Source organism: Neisseria sp. RH3002v2f (genome assembly GCF_014596375.1).
Lineage (GTDB): Bacteria > Pseudomonadota > Gammaproteobacteria > Burkholderiales > Neisseriaceae > Neisseria > Neisseria cinerea.
Genome location: NZ_MAYZ01000020.1, coordinates 185417 through 202453, shown reverse-complemented (window position 1 = coordinate 202453; position 17037 = coordinate 185417). Strand labels below are relative to the sequence as shown.

The 17037-nt window shown below is 52.3% G+C and carries 15 protein-coding genes and 1 tRNA gene; 14 read left to right on the top strand and 2 right to left on the bottom strand.

Annotated features, from left to right (window positions below; all coding sequences use genetic code 11):
- Positions 1-11 precede the first annotated feature (11 nt).
- The 13 genes from BBW69_RS04900 (at position 12) to BBW69_RS04840 (ending at position 13242) form a co-directional block, all read left to right on the top strand.
- Positions 12-1727 (top strand): AMP-binding protein, encoded by a 1716-nt coding sequence (locus BBW69_RS04900; protein WP_188210596.1) that lies wholly within the window; start codon positions 12-14, stop codon positions 1725-1727.
- Positions 1724-2809, top strand: coding sequence for a class I SAM-dependent methyltransferase (locus BBW69_RS04895; RefSeq protein ID WP_188210595.1), 1086 nt, complete (start codon positions 1724-1726; stop codon positions 2807-2809). The genes BBW69_RS04900 and BBW69_RS04895 overlap by 4 nt, the downstream gene beginning before the upstream one ends.
- A 2-nt stretch (positions 2810-2811) precedes the next feature.
- Positions 2812-3537, top strand: coding sequence for a glycosyltransferase family 2 protein (locus tag BBW69_RS04890; RefSeq protein ID WP_188210594.1), 726 nt, complete (start codon positions 2812-2814; stop codon positions 3535-3537).
- Positions 3534-4466, top strand: coding sequence for a glycosyl transferase family 2 (locus BBW69_RS04885; RefSeq protein WP_188210636.1), 933 nt, complete (start codon positions 3534-3536; stop codon positions 4464-4466). Before BBW69_RS04890 ends, BBW69_RS04885 begins: the two co-directional genes overlap by 4 nt.
- Positions 4463-4903, top strand: a complete 441-nt coding sequence (locus tag BBW69_RS04880; RefSeq protein ID WP_188210593.1) for a thioesterase family protein — start codon at positions 4463-4465, stop codon at positions 4901-4903. The genes BBW69_RS04885 and BBW69_RS04880 overlap by 4 nt, the downstream gene beginning before the upstream one ends.
- Before the next feature lie 58 nt (positions 4904-4961).
- A complete protein-coding gene (locus BBW69_RS04875; protein ID WP_188210592.1) occupies positions 4962-5555 on the top strand; it encodes an outer membrane lipoprotein carrier protein LolA in 594 nt (197 codons plus the stop codon).
- 16 nt (positions 5556-5571) lie between these two features.
- Positions 5572-7878 carry an MMPL family transporter gene (locus BBW69_RS04870; protein ID WP_188210635.1) on the top strand — a complete coding sequence of 769 codons (2307 nt, stop codon included), beginning with the start codon at positions 5572-5574 and terminating at the stop codon, positions 7876-7878.
- A 42-nt stretch (positions 7879-7920) separates the two neighbouring features.
- Positions 7921-8445: a hypothetical protein gene (locus tag BBW69_RS04865; RefSeq protein ID WP_111727285.1), complete on the top strand. Its 525-nt coding sequence runs from the start codon at positions 7921-7923 to the stop codon at positions 8443-8445.
- Positions 8442-9644: a beta-ketoacyl-ACP synthase gene (locus BBW69_RS04860; protein WP_111727286.1), complete on the top strand. Its 1203-nt coding sequence runs from the start codon at positions 8442-8444 to the stop codon at positions 9642-9644. Before BBW69_RS04865 ends, BBW69_RS04860 begins: the two co-directional genes overlap by 4 nt.
- A gap of 53 nt (positions 9645-9697) precedes the next feature.
- A tRNA-Ile gene (locus tag BBW69_RS04855) sits at positions 9698-9773 on the top strand.
- Positions 9774-9847: 74 nt separating this feature from the next.
- Positions 9848-10606 (top strand): glycosyltransferase family 2 protein, encoded by a 759-nt coding sequence (locus BBW69_RS04850; protein WP_111727678.1) that lies wholly within the window; start codon positions 9848-9850, stop codon positions 10604-10606.
- Entirely contained in the window at positions 10607-11671 is a 1065-nt protein-coding gene (locus BBW69_RS04845; RefSeq protein WP_188210591.1) for a glycosyltransferase family 4 protein, read from the top strand.
- A gap of 233 nt (positions 11672-11904) precedes the next feature.
- Positions 11905-13242: a sodium-dependent transporter gene (locus BBW69_RS04840; RefSeq protein WP_188210590.1), complete on the top strand. Its 1338-nt coding sequence runs from the start codon at positions 11905-11907 to the stop codon at positions 13240-13242.
- A 65-nt stretch (positions 13243-13307) separates the two neighbouring features.
- Here the strand turns inward: BBW69_RS04840 and BBW69_RS04835 are convergent, their stop codons facing one another.
- Together BBW69_RS04835 and BBW69_RS04830 are read right to left on the bottom strand one after the other, a co-directional pair.
- Positions 13308-14333, bottom strand: coding sequence for an FAD:protein FMN transferase (locus BBW69_RS04835; protein WP_188210589.1), 1026 nt, complete (start codon positions 14331-14333; stop codon positions 13308-13310).
- Positions 14334-14342: 9 nt separating this feature from the next.
- Positions 14343-15137 (bottom strand): thymidylate synthase, encoded by a 795-nt coding sequence (locus BBW69_RS04830; protein WP_188210588.1) that lies wholly within the window; start codon positions 15135-15137, stop codon positions 14343-14345.
- Positions 15138-15573: 436 nt separating this feature from the next.
- Here BBW69_RS04830 and gdhA point away from each other — a divergent pair, with 436 nt between their 5' ends.
- Positions 15574-16908 (top strand): NADP-specific glutamate dehydrogenase, encoded by a 1335-nt coding sequence (gdhA, locus tag BBW69_RS04825; RefSeq protein ID WP_188210587.1) that lies wholly within the window; start codon positions 15574-15576, stop codon positions 16906-16908.
- Positions 16909-17037: the final 129 nt, after the last annotated feature.

Here is a 17037-nt window from a genome sequence, read left to right as displayed (position 1 = left end):
ATTTGGAATATATGACCCGAATGTTTGACATCCATCCCTCCGACGGCACACCGATTGCCCTAGACCCATTGTGGACCCGCGCCGATTTTATACGCACGGTACATACCCTGTCGTTAAAATTAACGCAAAACAACATCCGTTCGGCGGCATTGTGGTTTGACGATGCCGCACTGTTCGCATGTGCATTGCTTGCCGTTTGGCGCAGCGGCGGCAAAGCCCTCCTGCTGCCGAATACCGCACCCGGAAACCTGACTTGGGCGAAATCCGCACAAATCCTGTTGACCGACACCGATATTGTTTCAGACGGCATCAGCGTTTGGCAAATACCAACCCCTTCCGACGGCATGCCGTCTGAAAACCGCATACCGAAAACATTGGACATCCCGCCCGAATCAGAAGTGCATTTGCGCACGTCAGGTTCCGGCGGAGAAGCCAAGACGATCGTTAAAACCGCTGCACAAATAGAATCGGAAGCCCGTGCGCTGGCTTCGGCAATCCCGTTCGGACGCGGCAAAACCGCCGTCCTCGGCAGCGTATCCCCCCAACACATGTATGGGTTCACCTTCCGCTTCGCGCTTCCGCTGCTAATGGGGTGGACCATGATCCGCAGGCAAAACGCCTATCCCGAACTGCTGCTGTCGGCAAGCCTGAACGTGCCGTCCGATTATCAAAATGTCTGGATTGCCAGCCCGGCACTGCTCAACCGTTTCGGCGAAAATCGGGATTGGGCGGCGTTAAACGGAAGGATAGACGGCATCGTTTCCGCAGGTGGGGAACTCCCCCCGGAAACTGCCACCCTGTTGGAACAATATGCAGTCCGCCCTTACGAGGTTTACGGCAGTACGGAAACCGGCATCATTGCATCACGCCGGAAACAAACCTTATGGCAACCGTTCCCCAACGTCTCCGTCCGCAATACCGGCAAATCGGTGGAAATATCCTCGCCGTGGACAAATGGCTTGCAATACATTGCCGACTGCATCGAAACACACGAAGGCGGTTTTGTCCTGCTGGGCAGGCAGGACAGGATAATCAAACTGGCAGACAAACGCATCTCGCTCAACCAAATCGAACACGAATTACTGAAACACCCCTGGATTGCCGACGCACATTGCGCCCTGCATCCGGAACACGGGCGCATTGCCGTTTGGGCGGCATTGGGCGAGGAAGGCATTGCCGCATGGTGCGCCCGGGGACGTGCCGCCGTTATCGCCGCACTCAGGCAACACCTTGCGAAAACGCAAGATACGGCTGCCCTTCCGCGCTACTGGCGTTTTACAGACCGTCTGCCGCGCAACGGACAAGGAAAAATTACCGCAGCGGACTTTCAGACGGCATTGACAGAACCCGCAGCCCCCCGATGGCATATCTTGCCGCCCGAAGGAAACCGATTACGCTATCAAACCCGCGTACCGCTGGATTTACCCTATTTCGGGGGGCATTTTTCCACCTTTCCCCTCGTCCCCGGCGCAATCGAATTGGAATGGATACGCCGGCTCGCCGCACAGCACCCCTTCGGCAGGCAAAACATTATCCGTATCGAAAACCTGAAATACCAGCAATTTATCCGTCCATATGACGACATTTCCGTAGAACTCGGATACGATGCCGATAAAAACAAACTGTCGTTTAAAATCCAAAAACAGGATGCCGTCTGCTCCTCGGGGAAGATGGTATTCGACACATTACCGGACAATTCCAACCAAACCACAAGGGAGGAACCATGAACCTTTTCCATAACCTCAAGCAACGTTACAGCTACGAAAGGCTTTCTGCCGGCGAGGCACAACGCCTTGCCCAAGAAATTGCGTTTGCCCCGGTCGTTTTCCAAGTTTCACGGCTGATGGTGAAATTCGGCATCCTGCAACTGCTCAACCAAAACCCGGACGGCCTGACACAAGCAGAAATCGTCAAACAGGTGGAAATCGATACCTATGCAGTCCAAGTTCTACTGGAATCCTCTTTATCCGCAGGCACGGTCCTATTTCAAAACGAGCGCTACCTCATCAGCAAGGCAGGCTGGTTCCTGCTGAACGACAGCATGGCGCGTGTCAATATGGACTTTATCCACGATGTCTGCTACCAAGGGCTGTTTGAATTGGAAAAAACCCTGCAAACCGGCAAGCCGGAAGGCCTCAAAACCTTCGGTACGTGGCCGACCCTCTATGAAGGCTTGTCTTCCCTGCCGCAACAGGTGCAGAAATCATGGTTCGGATTCGACCACTATTATTCCGACCATTCATTTGACAAAGCACTGGACATCGTGTTTTCACACGATGTCAAAACCCTGCTCGACGTAGGCGGCAACACCGGACGCTGGGCAGTACAATGCGTTACCCGCAATCCGGATGTCCATGTAACCATCATGGACTTGCCTCAGCAAATCGGCCTGATGCGCCAAGCCGTCAAAACCGTTGCCGGACAGGATCGCATCCACGGACATCCCGCCGATCTGCTCAATCCCGAGGTACCTTTCCCGCGCGGGTTTGATGCAATCTGGATGAGCCAATTCCTTGACTGTTTTTCCGAAAAGGAAGCCGTTTCCATTTTGAGCCGCGCGGCAAACTCCATGGACAAACATACCGTCCTTTATATCATGGAACCGTTTTGGGACAGGCAGCAGTATGAGACCGCCGCCTACTGCCTCACCCAAACCAGCATCTACTTTTCCGCCATGGCAAACGGCAACAGCAAAATCTACCACTCCGACGATATGATACGCTGCATCGAAGCAGCCGGACTGAAGGTCGCCGGCATTACAGACGGCATCGGACGGGGACACAGCATCCTCCGTTGCACCCTGGTATAAACATGAACATCCTCGCCCTCATCCCCCATTACAACCACCCGACAACCGTCGGCACGGTTGCACGCAGCCTGCGCGCCCACGGTTTGGACGTGTTGGTCGTGGACGACTACTCCCACCCCAACTGCATACCCGTTTTAGAAAATCTGGCTTCAGACGGCATCCGCGTCATCCGCCGCACAAGCAACGGTGGCAAAGGCGCGGCAGTACGCACGGGTTTCGAGGCGGCGGCGGAGCTGGGATACAGCCACGTCCTGCAAATCGACGCCGACGGCCAACACTGTTTGGACGACGTGCCAAAGTTCGTCCGTGCCGCGCAACTCAATCCCGAAGCCCTCATCTGCGGTCAGCCGCAATACGGCGGCGACGCACCCAAATCACGATTGTACGGGCGCAAAATTACCGACTTTTGGAATATGGTTCACACCTGGTCATCCGATATTAAAGACGGTATGTGCGGCTTCCGCCTTTATCCGTTGCCGTCCGCCTTGGCGGTAATACGCGAAGAACACGTCGGCAACCGTATGGACTTCGATATCGAAATCCTAATCCGGCTATATTGGCGCGGCATCAAAACCGTGTGGATTCCCACGCCCGTCCGTTACGCCGCAGACGGCATTTCCCACTTCCGCACCCTTGCCGACAACATCCGTATCAGCCAAATGCACACACGGCTGTTTTTCGGTATGCTCAAATGGCGTTGGCGCATATTGAAAGACACATTCCGATGAACGGCACTTCCCGACACTGGGCGGAACAAAACGAACGCGGCAACCGCCTGTTCCTCAAGCTGACGGCGGTAATTGTTCGTTACTTCCCTCCCCTGCTGATGAGACCGTGTATTTGGTTTGTCGTCCTATATTTCTACCTGACCTCGCCCCGGGCGCGGAAAAACCTCCATACCTACCAAAACCGCCTGCGATATACTTTTCCCGACGCTATGCCGTCTGAAAACCGCATATTCGCGCAGTTTTTGGCATTCGGCGAAGCCGTTTGCGACCGGTTTGCCGTATGGCAGCACAAAATACGTTACGAAGACTTGATTATCGAAGATCCCGACAACCTGACCGCCGCCATGTATCAAAACGGGCGCGGGCAGGTTTTTGCCTGTTCGCACCTGGGCAATACGGAAATCTGCCGCGCACTGGTTTCCCACCACCGGAATTTCAAACTCAACGTCCTCGTACACAGCCGCCACGCACAAATGTTCAACGAAGCCCTGCAACAGGCGGGCGCGGACAAAATCCAACTGATACAGGTAAGCGACTTGGACGCATCGTTGATGATGACGCTCAGCCGGCGCATTGAAGCAGGAGAGTGGCTGGCCGTCGCCGCCGACCGCATTCCCGTCCGGGGAGAAAAAACCGTAACCGTCGATTTTTTACAACACCGTGCCGAAATACCTCAAGGGGCGTGGATTCTGGCCTCCCTGCTGAAAACAAAGGTCAATGCGTTGTTTTGCATCAAACAGGACGGACGCTACCGCCTGAAGCTTTGCCCTATGACCGACACATCGGATTGGACACGGGCGGAACGCACGCAAAAAATCAAAGAATCCGCACAACATTTCGCCCGCATCTTGGAAGAAGAATGCCGTCTGAATCCGCTGCAATGGTTCAATTTTTACGACTTTTGGCACACGGAGCACCATCCCCGATGAACAAAAAACACATTTTCTGCCACCACAGCCACATCATCCAAGTCCCGTTTTTCGATGTCGATCCGATGCGGATCGTTTGGCACGGCAACTACGTCAAATACCTCGAAGTCGCACGCTGCGCCTTCCTTGACAGTATAGGCTACGGCTACGATGAAATGGGGCGGCGCGGCTTCAGTTGGCCCATCGTAAAAATGGACTTGAAATACATACGCCCCGCACGGTTCGGACAAACCATACGCATCGACATGGCAATCAGCGAAATCGACAGCTGCCTGCGTATCGACTACACTTTGTCCGATGAAAAAACCGGCGAAAAACTGACCCGCGCATCGACCACGCAGGCGGCAGTATCCCTGGAAACCGGAGAAATACAGTTCCAAACGCCGGAAAGCTGGCTCGAAGCCATACGGAGTCATCCGACTTTTCAAGCCGCATAAGCCACCGTCCGTTTTCAGACGGCATTTTTACCCATTATTGCCACACCGACAGACAACCATGAAAAAATACCTGCTTGCCGCACTCCTTGCCGCAACCTCCCTTTCCGCCTCGGCATTTTCCACTGCCGAACTGACCCGGATACTGCAAAAACCCGACAACATCCAAGGCAGCTTTATCCAATACCGCCATCTGAAATCCCTATCCAAACCGATGGCTACAACCGGAAAATTCGTACTGATGCCCAAACGCGGTCTGCTCTGGCAGATGCAAAAACCGTTTGCCGCCGTCCTCCGCGTCCGTTCAGACGGCATCAGCCAATGGAACAGTAAAGGCTGGATTATGCCCGATACCGGAAAAATGCCCGGACAAAACAGGCAAATCAAACTCTTTCTCGACCTTATCGGCGGCGATACGCAAGGGCTGGAAAAACAGTTTGACCTGAAACTCGAAGGGTCGGCGCAAAAATGGACGCTGCAACTCACACCGAAAACACTGGTGATGAAACAAATCTTCAGCCATATCGACATCAGCGGGGACAACGTCGTGCGCCGTATCGAACTGCATGAAAAACAAGGGGACAAAACCGATATGCAGTTTAACGGCATAACCGTCGGCAACCCTCTGGACGAATTTGCCAAACAATCACTCTGACACCGTCCGAACCGCCATGATCCGCCTGATTTACACCCTGTTGATGTCGGCACTTGCCGTCTTTGTCTGTTACAGCATGACAACGCGCGCCTGGCTGCAGACCGACCTGACCGAACTGCTGCCCCAAAGCAGCCAAGATACCGTTTTGCAGGCGGCCGAACGCGCCGGCGACGCACAAATCAACAGTCAAATCATCCTGCTTGCCGGCAGCCCCCAGCCCGAAACCGCATTTCAGACGGCATCGGAAATCGCCTCCTTATGGCGGCAAAGCGGGATATTTTCCGAAGTAAACAGCCAAATCAGCCCCGACCTTGCACAAATCCGCCAAGACATCGGCAGAATCAGTTTAGCCGTCTTACCCGAAGCCCAACGGCGTTTGCTGACCGAAAAACCCGCCAACTATTTCCGCCAACGCGCCGAAGATGCCGCCAACCCGTTTGCCGTATCCCCCCTGCCCTTAGACGAGGACTGGCTGGGTTTCGGGCGTTTCGTTGCCGGCAAAATCAATCCCCAAACCCGTCTGCAATGGCATCCCGAAAACGGTATGCTGTTCAACGAAGACAACGGGAAAACCTGGGTTTGGATACGCGCCAAGCTGCCCGGCAACGCCCTGCCTCAAGATGCCTTGGGTCATTTATTCCAAAAAACACAGACATTGGCATCCGACAGGCACGCCGAAATCCTGACCGGGGGCGGCGCACTTTTTGCAGCAGCCGCCAAAGCCGATGCCGAAAAAGAAAGCCGGATAATGGGTTTTGCCGGCATAACCCTGACCGTAACCCTCATATTGTGGGTTTTCCGCAGCGCGCGCACTTTCTGGCTGCTACTGCCGTCTGCCGCAGGCATGCTGGCGGGCTTGGCGGCGGCTCTGGCGGTATTCGGACATATTCACGCCCTGACGCTGGTTATCGGTACGAGCCTGATCGGGATGCTGGTCGATTTCCCGCTGCACTGGCTGACCCCGTCGGTATTCTCATCATGGCAGGCGAAACCGGCGATGAAACAGGTATTGCCCACCTTTGCAGTCAGTCTGCTGATTACCGTTTCGGGATACGCGCTGCTCTGGTTCACACCTTTACCGGTTTTACAACAAACTGCCGTTTTCTCCGGATTCTCGCTACTTGGCGCATTCGGCGCGACCATCTGCTGGCTACCGCCCCTGTTTGCCCGTTATCAAACAAAACCCGTACCTTTTACCACCTTAAGTACCATACTGGGCAGATATATCAAGAAACAGCTCCCGCCGTCCTTCCAATATCCCGCAACAGGTTTTCTAATTGTTTTCACTGCCGTCGGGCTATGGCGCAGCAACTGGCACGACGATATCCGCCAATGGGTCGATATGCCGTCTGAACTGTTGTCGCAAATACAAAAAATCGGCACATTGAGCGGAACCGATTTCAGCGGTCAATATTTGGTTGCCGAAGCCGCAAGCGAAGACACGCTGCTGTTAAAAAATGCCGAACTGCACCGTACCCTCACCCCCCTGATCAAACAAGGCAAACTGAAAGATATCCAATCGCTGGATCAATTCATTCTGCCGGCAGCCGAACAAAACCGCCTGAAACAACATTTGCGCACCATTGCAGACAAACCCGGAAACTACCGCGCCATGTACGAACTGGGTATTCCGGAAGACACGCTGAAATCCGCCCTGCTGCAAGCAGCCGACACGCCTGCCCTCACCCTTTCAGACGGCATCGCCCTGCCTCTGGCACAGGCTTGGAAACCCCTGTATCTCGGCCAAGTCGAACCGCATCGTTATGCCTCGGTTATCCGCCTGAACGGCATGACCGAACCGGAAACCGTCCGCAAAACGGCGGAAACCGTTCCGGGAATCAAATGGGCGGACAAGCGTGGCAGGCTCAACGACCTGTTCCGCCATACGCGCAATCAGGCGGCTTGGCTGAAATTGTCGTCTTACCTGCTGGCATGGCTGCTGCTGTGGCGGCTGTTTGGCGCACGGCTGGGCGGAAAAATCCTTGCCGTCCCCATTGCTGCCGCCATAGGTACTGTTGCCGTATTAGGTTGGCTGGGCATACCCGTCAGCCTGTTTGCCATGTTCGGATTGTTGCTGGTTTCCGCCATTGGCATTGACTATGCCGTTTACGTACTCAATGCTGGACACAGTACCGATGCACGGCTGGGCGGCATGCTGCTTGCCGCGCTCACGACCGGTATCTCGTTTATCCTGCTTGCCTTCAGCGGCACACCGGCCGTCGCCGCATTCGGCATGACCGTCAGCATCGGAGTAATATTAAATCTGTGGCTGGCGGCACGGCTGATGTACTCGGTCCCGGATACACAACATCCGCGCCGTTAACCACCCTGCTGCCGCTTCAGACGGCATTTTTGAAAGGAACTTATGCGCCTGACCACAACCCTGCTTGCCATATTGACCGCAAAACTGCTCGCCGCCTGCTCCTCATACACCCTACCCGTCCCCCAAACCCAACCACGTCTTGTCGAAGACGTACAATGGTTCAAATGGGAACGCTACAATAAGGGGCAAGAATCGGTACAAACCGGCATATTGGCAGCCGAACAGCTGGAAGACGGAATCCGATTTGTACAAACCGACATATTAGGCGCACCGGTTTCACGCCAGACTATCAACAGCAGAGGCTGGCAAAATGACGGATTTATCATGCCGAACATATCGTCTCGACTACTGTTTGCCGCACTGCTCCCGCTGATAACCGCCGAGAATGCCGCACCCCTCTATCCCGAATCCAAACGGACAGACGCCGACACATCCTTCTGCAGCAAGGGGGCATTGTTCCGTTACCGCAATCGAGACATATGGTGCGTCAACCACACCGGCGGGCAATTTTTGATTACCCTACCCGACCAAACCAGCTGGTCGGTTGCACCGATTGAACCATTATGAACATACCTGTTTACCTCGGAAGTCCTGCACTCACCAGCGCATTGGGCAGCGGCCTGCACACCCACATCGACGCCCTGCTGTCCCCTTCTTCCAAACCGGCACTGACATTTTCATCCGACTGGGTTGACGGCAAAAACCTTGCTTTCGGTATGGTAAAAGAAACCCTGCGTCCCTTTTCAGACGGCACGCCCGCACACTGCCGCAGCCGCACTAACCGGCTGCTTTGGCACACGCTCGAACAAATCGAACCTCAAATTTACGCCGCCATACGACGATACGGCGCAAACAGGATTGCCGTCGTTATCGGCACATCCACCGGCGGTGCAGATGAAAACATCCCGATGTTCCGACAGGCAATGCAGGGAAAAGCCTGGCAAGACCTCACGTTCAATCAATGCCAACACCTCATGAACGCACCTGCCGATTTCATTGCCGACGCTTACGGGCTAAACGGCCTGCGTTACGTCGTTTCCACCGCCTGCACTTCCGGCGCGCGCGCATTAATCAGTGCCGCCCGCCTGCTTCGAGCCGGTATGTGCGATGCCGTCATCTGCGGCGGCGCGGACACACTCTCGCCGCTGACCGTCAACGGATTCGCCTCACTGGAAGTCTTGTCCCCAAACATTGCCAATCCCTTTTCCGCCAACCGCGACGGCATCAATATCGGCGAAGGCGCAGGCGTATTCATCATGACGCGCGATGCGGATTTTTCCGGCGGCATGCAGCTTCTGGGTTATGGCGCAAGCAGCGATGCCTACCATATGTCTTCGCCACGCCCCGACGCGCAAGGCGCAATCCTCGCCTTTCAGACGGCATTGCAACACGCCGGACTCAAACCCGAAGACATCGGCTGGATTAATCTGCACGGCACCGGGACGCACCACAACGACAGTATGGAAAGCCGTGCCGTTGCAGCGGTCTTCGGCAACAATACGCCCTGCACTTCCACTAAGCCGCAAACCGGGCATACTTTAGGCGCGGCGGGTGCAATCGAAGCCGCATTCGCGTGGGGCATTGCCGACCGGCGCCTCAATCCGGAAAATCGGCTTCCTCCCCAGCTTTGGGACGGGCAAAACGATCCGGACCTTCCCGCCATCAACCTTACCGGCGGCAACAGCTTCTGGACAACGGAAAAACACATTGCCGCCAGCTCGTCATTTGCCTTCGGAGGAAGCAACTGCGTTTTACTCATCGGATGAAATAAGTTTGTCAATCCCACCGCTATGCTATACAATACGCGCCTACTCTTGACGGGTCTGTAGCTCAGGGGTTAGAGCAGGGGACTCATAATCCCTTGGTCGTGGGTTCGAACCCCACCGGACCCACCAATTCCGAAGCCCAGACGTATGTTTGGGCTTTTTTGCCGCCCTGTGAAACCAAAATGCTTTGAGAAACCTTGATGATGAAAAAAGTCAGCGTATTGATTGTTGCTAGAAATGAAGCAAACCACATTCGGGAATGTATTGAAAGTTGCCGTTTCGATAAAGAAGTTATCGTTATCGACGACCACAGCACCGACAATACTGCCGAAATTGCCGAGAGTTTGGGTGCAAAAGTCTTCCAACGGCATTTGAACGGGGATTTCGGAGCGCAAAAAACATTTGCCATAGAACAGGCAGGCGGAGAATGGGTTTTCCTGATTGATGCAGACGAACGCTGCACGCCGGAACTATCTGATGAAATCTCAAAAATTGTCCAAACCAGCGATTATGCCGCCTATTTTGTCGAGCGCCGCAACCTTTTTCCTAACCATCCGGCCACACACGGCGCGATGCGTCCCGACAGCGTATGCCGTTTGATGCCGAAGAAAGACAGTTCAGTGCAAGGCAAAGTACACGAAACCGTACAGACCCCCTACCCCAAACGCCGTCTGAAACATTTTATGTACCATTATACGTACGACAACTGGGAACAATATTTCAACAAGTTCAACAAATACACTTCCATCTCAGCCGAGAAATACCGGGAGCAGGGAAAGCCCGTGCGTTTCGTTAGGGACATTATCCTCCGCCCGATTTGGGGTTTTTTCAAAATTTATATCCTGAACAAAGGGTTTCTTGATGGGAAAATGGGTTGGATTATGTCCGTCAACCACAGCTATTACACGATGATTAAATATGTCAAACTATATTATCTGTACAAATCCGGCGGAAAATTTTAAATGGAAAAAGAATTCAGGATATTAAATATCGTATCGGCCAAGATTTGGGGTGGGGGCGAACAGTATGTCTATGATGTTTCAAAAGCATTGGGGCTTCGGGGCTGCACGATGTTTACCGCCGTCAATAAAAATAATGAGTTGATGCACAGACGCTTTTCCGAAGTTTCTTCCGTTTTCACAACGCGCCTTCACACGCTCAACGGGCTGTTTTCGCTCTACGCACTTACCCGCTTTATCCGGAAAAACCGCATTTCCCACCTAATGATACACACCGGCAAAATTGCCGCCTTATCCATACTTTTGAAAAAACTGACCGGGGTACGCCTGATATTTGTCAAACATAATGTCGTCGCCAACAAAACCGATTTTTATCACCGCCTGATACAGAAAAACACCGACCGCTTTATTTGCGTTTCCCGTCTGGTTTACGATGTGCAAACCGCCGACAATCCCTTTAAAGAAAAATACCGGATTGTTCATAACGGTATCGATACCGACCGGTTCCCTCCCTCTCAAGAAAAACCCGACAGCCGTTTTTTTACCGTCGCCTACGCCGGCAGGATCAGTCCGGAAAAAGGATTGGAAAACCTGATTGAAGCCTGTGTGATATTGCATCGGAAATATCCTCAAATCAGACTCAAATTGGCAGGGCACGGACATCCGGATTATATGTGCCGCCTGAAGCGGAACGTATCTGCTTCAGGAGCAGAACCATTTGTTTCTTTTGAAGGGTTTACCGAAAAACTTGCTTCGTTCTACCGCCAAAGCGATGTCGTGGTTTTGCCCAGCCTGGTCCCCGAAGCATTCGGTCTGTCGCTCTGCGAAGCCATGTATTGCCAAACGGCAGTGATTTCCAATACTTTAGGCGCGCAAAAGGAAATTGTCGAACATCATCAATCGGGGATTCTGCTGGATAGGCTGACACCTGAGTCTTTAGCGGATGAAATCGAATGCCTCGTCTTGAACCCCGAAGCGAAAAACGCACTGGCAACGGCAGCTCATCAATGCGTCGTCAACCGTTTTACCATCAACCATACCGCCGACAAATTATTGGATGCAATATAAACTGCTTTCAGACGGCATATGCCGTCTGAAAGCCCATCATGCAACAAACCGCCAAATTATATTCATTCATTGAAAAAAAAAACCTGAAATATATCCTTCAAAATAAGAAAATCTCAATATCCTCCGATATCGCGCAGCCTATTGGCAAAGTTTTGCAGCGTCCTCTCCGGCTTATGCCGCCGTATCAAGTGCTTTGTTACAATGCACTGTCTTCACATATCTTAATAAACCCTATGACTACCCATGCTTCTTGGTCGTCCAAAATCGGTTTCGTCCTTGCTGCGGCAGGTTCGGCTATCGGTTTGGGCGCGATTTGGAAATTTCCTTATACGGCAGGCACCAACGGCGGCGCGGTGTTTTTCCTGCTGTTTTTGATATTTACTATCTTGGTCGCCCTACCCGTTCAGCTTGCCGAATTTTATATCGGGCGCACGGGCGGTAAAAATGCCGTCGATTCCTTCAGGGTTCTGCGTCCGGGCACACAATGGCTTTGGGTCGGGCGTATGGGCGTTGCCGCCTGCTTTATTTTGCTGTCGTTTTACAGCGTGGTCGGCGGATGGGTATTGAATTATGTCGTCCACAGTTTTACGGGGGCAATCCATGCGGGAGCGGACTTTGAAGCCCTGTTCGGCACAACGATTTCCAATCCGGCAGGTTCGCTGTCCTATCAGGCACTGTTTATGCTGATTACGGTTTGGGTGGTCAAAGGCGGGATTTCAGACGGCATTGAAAAGGCAAACCGTTATCTGATGCCGGGGCTGTTTATCCTCTTTATTGCGCTGGCAATCCGTTCGCTGACACTGCCGGGTGCAATGGAGGGCGTGTCTTTCCTGCTCAAACCAAATTGGTCGTACTTTAAAGCCGATACGATGATTACGGCTTTGGGACAGGCGTTTTTTGCCCTGAGCATCGGCGTTTCCGCCATGATTACCTACGCTTCATATTTGGGAAAAGATCAGGATATGTTCCGTTCCGGCCATACGATTATGTGGATGAACCTCTTGGTTTCCCTGCTTGCCGGCCTGGTGATTTTCCCGGCGGTATTCGCCTTCGGTTTTGAACCGAGCCAGGGGCCGGGATTAATTTTTATCGTATTGCCCGCAGTGTTCATGAAAATGCCGTTCGGTACCGTTTTGTTTGCGGTATTCATGCTTCTGGTCGTTTTCGCCACGCTGACTTCCGCATTTTCCATGTTGGAAACGGTCATTGCCTCAACCATCCGCCAAGACGAGCGCAAACGCAAAAAACATACTTGGCTTATCGGCACGGCCATTTTCATTATCGGCATCCCGTCCGCACTGTCTTTCGGCATCTGGGGTGAGTTTAAGATTTTCGGCAAAACCATTTTTGATTTGTGGGACTATCTTATTTCTGCAGTCATCATGCCTATCGGCGCATTGAGCGTTGCCGTATTTACTGCCTGGATTCAGGACAAGCAGTCTGTATTAAAAGATGCCGGATCGGGCAGCACCGTACCGAGAACAGTACTGCTGCTGTGGCTGAATACCTTGCGCTACCTTGCTCCGATTGCCATTATTATTGTTTTTGTCAATTCTTTAGGTATTCTCTAAAAAAGTCCTTCAAGTGGTATCAAAATGCCGTCTGAAACTGTTTCAGACGGCATTTTACTTTTGGTTCAACCTATTTCGTTCAAAGTATTGTCCGGCATGACCAGCCAAACTTTAAGCTGCCTGCTTTCGGCAACCGACCGTATCAGCGGCAAATCCATAATGGAAAACGCCGTCGACAAGGCATCGGCAACCGCCGCATCATCCGCCATTACGCTCATGCTTTTATAACGCGGCGTACTCACGCCGGTTCGCGGATCGAACAAATGGGTAAACCTGCCCGCTTTGTCCATCACCGTCCCATAGCCGCCCGAAGTGGCAAACGCCTTGTCTTTCATGACAACCGTCGCCAATACGCCTTCTTCGTCATCCGGGTTGCGGATACCGACATTCCAAGTCCGTTTACCGTTTGTATCAAACCCGCGGATTTCACCCATATCGGCCAAAGCAGCAGGCACGCCGTTTGCCTTCAGCAACGCGACGACCTTATCCGTAATATAGCCTTGCGCGATGCCGTTCAACGACAAACCCATACCCTTTTCGGTAAAACGGATTCCACGGTCGTCAAACACCAATTTGTCAAATCCGACCCGCTTCAAGGCTTCCTTCACGCTATTTTCCGACGGCGGTGTTTCCGCATCGGGATGAGCGGCAAAATAATCGGCATACAGTTTCCACAAAACCTGAACCGTCGGATCAAATGCCCCGCCGGTCAAAGTATGCATATCCCGACAAATGCTCAACAGTTCCAAGAAATCCGCCGGAGGCGAAGTCAGATAACCGTCCCTGTTCAGACGGCTGATCAGACTGTCTTCACGGTAAAGGCTGAACATTTTTTCCAAACGCGCCACTTCCGCCAAAACCTTGTTGACCAAATCCGCCGCACGCCTGTCGTCCACACCGAACAGACGGAGCTCCGCACCGGAACCTAGCGCGACACCTTTCCAGAAAAACACATTTTCATTGCGTTTTTCATCTTTATTGCGTTTTTCATCATCGGCGGCAAAAGGATTCGGCAGGAAAGAAACCGCCGCGCCCGCCGCCGCAACAGCGGTAACCGTCAAAAAACGCCTGCGCCCGAAATGCCTGTCCATATACCCTCCTCAGACTGATACTGCCGCCTTGATATGCGGATGAGGGTCGTAACCTTCCAATTCAAAGTCTTCAAATTTGAAGGAGAACAAATCCTTAACCTCTGGATTAATCTTCATGACAGGCAGTGCCCGACATTCGCGGCCCAATTGCAACTCTGCTTGTTCGAAATGGTTGCTGTACAAATGCGCATCGCCAAACGTATGGATAAACTCACCTGCTTCCAGTCCGCATACTTGCGCCATCATCATGGTCAACAATGCGTAGCTGGCGATGTTAAACGGCACGCCAAGGAAAATATCTGCACTACGCTGGTAAAGCTGGCAGGACAGTTTGCCGTCGGCAACGTAAAACTGAAACAGCGCGTGGCAAGGCGGCAAGGCCATCTCATCGACCAAAGCCGGATTCCATGCCGATACAATCAGACGGCGCGAGTCCGGATTCTTCTTGATTTGTTCCACCACATTGGCAATTTGGTCGATATGGCGGCCGTCGGGTGCGGGCCAACTGCGCCATTGGTAGCCGTACACCGGGCCTAAATCGCCGTTTTCGTCCGCCCACTCATCCCAAATGGAAACATTATTGTCCTTCAGGTATTTGATATTGGTATCGCCTTTGAGAAACCAAAGCAGCTCGTGAATAATCGAGCGCAAATGCAGCTTTTTGGTCGTCAGCAGCGGAAAGCCTTTGCCCAAGTCAAAACGCATCTGATAACCGAATACGGAGCGCGTACCCGTACCGGTGCGGTCTGATTTGTCGGTACCGCTGTCAAGGACATGGCGCATCAAGTCTAGATAGGCCTTCATAATATTCTTTCATCAAGTTGAACGGCGCATATTGTAACATTTTCAGATGGCATCCAAGTCCCAAAACCCTTATTGCCATACTTTCATGTCCTTCTTCTTCCAAACATCCGAAATGTTCACAGAAACAGGCAATATTGTTGACAATCTATAATGATTTCACAGGTAATATACATAGAATAACAAGAAATAATTTGACAAAAATCAAAAATCTAGTTTAATTACTTAGATATAAATACTAATTTAGTATAGATATATAAAATTATATTTTATATTATTATTAATTAACGATATTAAATTTTAAATTTATAAAAATTCAAAAAAATAATGTCAACAATTTCCGCAAAATTCAGCTTGGCATCAAAAAAAAATAGGTTTATATTGCCATCTACAAATTTGTTTTCCCATTAGTACAATATAAACCTAAAGGAGCATCAAAATGACTGACTTGAACACCTTGTTTGCCAACCTCAAACAACGCAACCCCAATCAAGAACCGTTCCATCAGGCCGTTGAAGAAGTCTTCATGAGCCTTGACCCGTTTCTGGCAAAAAATCCGAAATACACCCAGCAAAGCCTGCTGGAACGCATCGTCGAACCCGAACGCGTCGTCATGTTCCGCGTAACCTGGCAAGACGATAAAGGCCAAGTTCAAGTCAACCGCGGCTACCGCATTCAAATGAGCTCCGCCATCGGTCCTTACAAAGGCGGCTTGCGCTTCCACCCGACCGTCGATTTGGGCGTATTGAAATTCCTCGCTTTTGAACAAGTCTTCAAAAACGCGCTGACTACCCTGCCTATGGGCGGTGGCAAAGGCGGTTCCGACTTTGATCCCAAAGGCAAATCCGATGCCGAAGTAATGCGCTTCTGCCAAGCCTTTATGACCGAACTCTACCGCCACATCGGCGCAGACACCGATGTTCCGGCCGGCGACATCGGCGTAGGCGGCCGCGAAATCGGCTATCTGTTCGGACAATACAAAAAAATCCGCAATGAATTCACTTCCGTCCTTACCGGAAAAGGTTTGGAATGGGGCGGCAGCCTGATTCGCCCTGAAGCGACCGGCTACGGCTGCGTCTATTTCGCACAAGCCATGCTGCAAACCCGCAATGACGGCTTTGAAGGCAAACGCGTACTGATTTCAGGCTCCGGCAACGTGGCGCAATACGCTGCCGAAAAAGCCATCCAACTGGGCGCGAAAGTACTGACCGTTTCCGACTCCAACGGCTTCGTCCTCTTCCCCGACAGCGGTATGACCGAAGCACAACTCGCCGCCTTGATCGAGCTGAAGGAAATCCGCCGCGAACGGGTTGCCACCTACGCCAAAGAACAAGGTTTGCAATACTTTGAAAACCAAAAACCGTGGGGCATTGCTGCCGAAATCGCCCTGCCCTGCGCCACCCAGAACGAATTGGACGAAGAAGCCGCCAAAACCCTGTTGGCAAACGGCTGCTACGTCGTTGCCGAAGGCGCGAATATGCCGTCGACTTTAGGCGCGGTCGAGCAATTTATCAAAGCCGGCATCCTCTACGCCCCGGGCAAAGCCTCCAACGCCGGCGGCGTGGCAACTTCGGGCTTGGAAATGAGCCAAAACGCCATCCGCCTGTCTTGGACTCGTGAAGAAGTTGACCAACGCCTGTTCGGCATCATGCAAAGCATCCACGAATCCTGCCTGAAATACGGCAAAGTCGGCGACAAAGTAAACTACGTCAATGGTGCGAACATTGCCGGCTTCGTCAAAGTTGCCGATGCCATGTTGGCGCAAGGTTTCTAAGCAAACGCGACCAACCTGCAAACAAAATGCCGTCTGAACCGCAAATGCTGTTCAGACGGCATTTCCTTATCCGCCCGTTCGAATCGGGTAGATACTACCGATACATCCGAATATGCCAGACCGTCTAAA

What these genes read in the sequence shown, in the direction of transcription:
- BBW69_RS04895 (WP_188210595.1), top strand. Translation starts at nt 1,724, where the DNA reads ATGAACCTTTTCCATAACCTCAAGCAACGTTACAGCTACGAAAGGCTT.
- BBW69_RS04845 (WP_188210591.1), top strand. Translation starts at nt 10,607, where the DNA reads ATGGAAAAAGAATTCAGGATATTAAATATCGTATCGGCCAAGATTTGG.
- BBW69_RS04865 (WP_111727285.1), top strand. Translation starts at nt 7,921, where the DNA reads ATGCGCCTGACCACAACCCTGCTTGCCATATTGACCGCAAAACTGCTC.
- BBW69_RS04835 (WP_188210589.1), bottom strand. Translation starts at nt 14,333, where the DNA reads ATGGACAGGCATTTCGGGCGCAGGCGTTTTTTGACGGTTACCGCTGTT.
- BBW69_RS04885 (WP_188210636.1), top strand. Translation starts at nt 3,534, where the DNA reads ATGAACGGCACTTCCCGACACTGGGCGGAACAAAACGAACGCGGCAAC.
- BBW69_RS04875 (WP_188210592.1), top strand. Translation starts at nt 4,962, where the DNA reads ATGAAAAAATACCTGCTTGCCGCACTCCTTGCCGCAACCTCCCTTTCC.
- gdhA (WP_188210587.1), top strand. Translation starts at nt 15,574, where the DNA reads ATGACTGACTTGAACACCTTGTTTGCCAACCTCAAACAACGCAACCCC.
- BBW69_RS04890 (WP_188210594.1), top strand. Translation starts at nt 2,812, where the DNA reads ATGAACATCCTCGCCCTCATCCCCCATTACAACCACCCGACAACCGTC.
- BBW69_RS04850 (WP_111727678.1), top strand. Translation starts at nt 9,848, where the DNA reads ATGAAAAAAGTCAGCGTATTGATTGTTGCTAGAAATGAAGCAAACCAC.
- BBW69_RS04870 (WP_188210635.1), top strand. Translation starts at nt 5,572, where the DNA reads ATGATCCGCCTGATTTACACCCTGTTGATGTCGGCACTTGCCGTCTTT.
- BBW69_RS04830 (WP_188210588.1), bottom strand. Translation starts at nt 15,137, where the DNA reads ATGAAGGCCTATCTAGACTTGATGCGCCATGTCCTTGACAGCGGTACC.
- BBW69_RS04880 (WP_188210593.1), top strand. Translation starts at nt 4,463, where the DNA reads ATGAACAAAAAACACATTTTCTGCCACCACAGCCACATCATCCAAGTC.
- BBW69_RS04860 (WP_111727286.1), top strand. Translation starts at nt 8,442, where the DNA reads ATGAACATACCTGTTTACCTCGGAAGTCCTGCACTCACCAGCGCATTG.
- BBW69_RS04840 (WP_188210590.1), top strand. Translation starts at nt 11,905, where the DNA reads ATGACTACCCATGCTTCTTGGTCGTCCAAAATCGGTTTCGTCCTTGCT.
- BBW69_RS04900 (WP_188210596.1), top strand. Translation starts at nt 12, where the DNA reads ATGACCCGAATGTTTGACATCCATCCCTCCGACGGCACACCGATTGCC.